Origin of the sequence: Nocardia sp. NPDC060220 (genome assembly GCF_042727815.1) — a bacterium.
GTDB lineage: Bacteria > Actinomycetota > Actinomycetes > Mycobacteriales > Mycobacteriaceae > Nocardia.
Window position 1 is genome coordinate 1 of sequence record NZ_JBHWZY010000970.1, and the last position, 2,400, is coordinate 2,400.

Annotated in this window: 3 protein-coding genes; all 3 read right to left on the reverse strand. The window is 70.5% G+C overall.

Going from position 1 to position 2,400, the window contains the following annotated elements; translation table 11 throughout:
• Positions 1 to 664, reverse strand: a 664-nt coding sequence (locus ACFWF3_RS32400) for an FAD-binding oxidoreductase (RefSeq protein WP_379317652.1), incomplete at its 3' end; no start/stop codon positions are given.
• Positions 665 to 791: 127 nt separating this feature from the next.
• Positions 792 to 1,052, reverse strand: a complete 261-nt coding sequence (locus ACFWF3_RS32405) for an exodeoxyribonuclease VII small subunit (RefSeq protein WP_378638114.1) — start codon at positions 1,050 to 1,052, stop codon at positions 792 to 794.
• Positions 1,049 to 2,335, reverse strand: coding sequence for an exodeoxyribonuclease VII large subunit (xseA, locus tag ACFWF3_RS32410; protein WP_379317654.1), 1,287 nt, complete (start codon positions 2,333 to 2,335; stop codon positions 1,049 to 1,051). The genes ACFWF3_RS32405 and xseA overlap by 4 nt, the downstream gene beginning before the upstream one ends.
• Positions 2,336 to 2,400 lie beyond the last annotated feature (65 nt).

The following is a 2,400-nucleotide window of genomic DNA, read 5'->3' on the forward strand; positions in this document are numbered from 1 at the left end:
CCGCGAGGTCCCCTTGGTCACCGTCCTCACCGTCACCGTGCTCGCCGTCCTCGTCGTCGGCGCGGTCGTGCTGCTGATCCGCCTCGAGCCGGGGGTGTTCCTCCACCGTCATCACTTCCAGCGCGGTGATGTTGCCGGTGTCGCGCAGGATGCCCCAGCGACAGCTGCCGATACCCGCGTGTCCGCCCGCGATGTAGCCGCCGATGGTGGCCTGGTGCGCCGTCGACGGATGCATCCGCAGCTCCCAACCGGACGGGCGGATCGCGGCGTCGATATCGGCCACGACGGTGCCCGCGAGCGCACGCACCGTGGTCGGCGGGCGTCTGCCGGGTTCGCCGTGCCAGCCGATGACGCCGGCGAGCGCGGTGACATCGATCACCGCGCCACCGCGCAGCGGCACACCCTGACCGAACTGGCCGGAACCGGCCCCGCGCACGGTGATCGGGATGCGATGACGCGCGCAGGCGGCCACCGCGGTGCGCAACTCGTCCTTGCCGCGCGGCGCGATGAAGATCTCGGCATTGCGCCCGCGCAACAGGTCTCGCAGGACCGGACTCTGCGCGAACCGGTCGCGGCTCTTGGTGCGCAGCTTGCGTGTGTCGGTGGAGAAGGTGATAGGACCCAGGTCGGCGCGCAGGCTCGTCAGCGAATCGGTGGGTGACATCGGCCGTACTCCGTCGTTCGAACTCTCCGCGCGTCGCCCGGAGGGCGATCCCTCGGCGGACCGACCCGGCATCAGCGTGCCCGGCCGGTGTTTCGCGGCGGTAAAGGTGCGATGTCGGTGCGTGTGCTCAGTCGGCGGTGTCGAGGTCGGCGCGGGACAGGGCGTCTTCCACGCGGCGGCGCGCACCGGCGAGATGCTGTTCGCAGCGGGTGGCCAGGGCTTCGCCGCGCTCCCACAGCACCAGCGAGTCGTCCAGGTCGAGGCCGCCCTGTTCGAGCATCTTCACCACGTTGATGAGCTCGTCGCGGGCGCGTTCGTAGCCGAAGGCCGCGATCTCGGCCAGGGTGTCGGCAGCGGTGTTCTCGGAACCGGCGTCGGCCACGGTCACGTCCTCTTCTCGTCGGTGGTCTCTGGCGTCAGTCGCTGGGTGCCCAGTGCCGCGGCGGTGACGGCTCCGTCGGCGACCCTGATGCGGAGCTGGCTGCCCGCGGGGGAGTCATCGATCGAACGCACGACATGCCGTTCGGGACCGGCGACGCGCTGCACGACAGCGTAACCACGGGCCAGGGTGGCGGCCGGACCCACCGCGGTCAGCTTCTCGCGCAGGTGCAGGGTGGTCGTCGACTCGCTGCGCAGCAGCTGGTCGACAGTGCGTCTCGCGGCCGTGCGCAAGCGTTCCAGCTCGTCGTGACGGTGGTTCAGCTCGCGCAGGGGATCGGCGAGGACCGGGCGCGATCGCAACTGCGTGATGGTGTGTTGCTCGCGCTGGACCCAGCCGCGCAACGCGGCCGCCGAGCGCGCCCGCATCTCACGCACCCCGGCCAGTTCGGCGGCGGCATCGGGGACGATGCGTTTGGCGGCGTCGGTGGGGGTGGCCGCGCGCAGGTCGGCGACCAGGTCGAGCAGGGGATTGTCGGGCTCGTGGCCGATGGCGCTGACGATCGGGGTGCGCGCGGCGGCGACCGCCCGGCACAGTGCTTCGTCGGAGAAGGCCAGCAGATCTTCGACGCTGCCACCGCCGCGCGCCAGCACGATCACCTCGACCTCGGGGTCGCGATCGAGTTCGGTCAGCGCTTCGAGCATCTGCGGCACTGCGGTCGGACCCTGCACCGCGGTATTGCGGATGACGAATCGGACTGCGGGCCAACGGTTCTGGGCCACGGACAGGACATCGCGTTCGGCCGCGCTCGCCCGTCCGGTGATCAGCCCGATCGTCGCGGGCAGGAACGGTAGCGGCCGTTTGAGCCTGGCATCGAACAGGCCCTCGGCCGTCAAGAGGGCTTTCAACCGCTCGATCCGCGCCAGTAGCTCACCGATGCCGACCGCGCGAATCTCGGTGACCCGCAACGACACCGTGCCCCGGCCGGTGAAGAAGTGCAGCTTGCCGTAGACGACCACGCGGCTGCCCTCGGTGAGCGGCACCGGCAGCCTGCGCAACAGGTCGGGGTCGCAGGTCAGCGACAGCGACATGTCCACCGAGGCATCGCGCAGCACCAGGAACGCGGTGCGGGTGCCGGGGCGCAGATTGATCTGGGTGACCTGCCCCTCCACCCAGATGCTGCCGAGCCGTTCGATCCACTGGGCGACCTTCACCGCGACCGAGCGCACCGGATACGGCTGCTCCGCCGAATTCGCCGGAGCGCCGGCCTGCGCGACGCCGTCCTGAGTCATAGGTCAGTTCTACGCGCGGCCACCGACACAACCAAAAAGCGGCCGCCATCCGAGGTGTCGGATGG

Coding starts and splice junctions, on each gene's coding strand:
- xseA (WP_379317654.1), bottom strand. CDS start 2,335: ATGACTCAGGACGGCGTCGCGCAGGCCGGCGCTCCGGCGAATTCGGCG.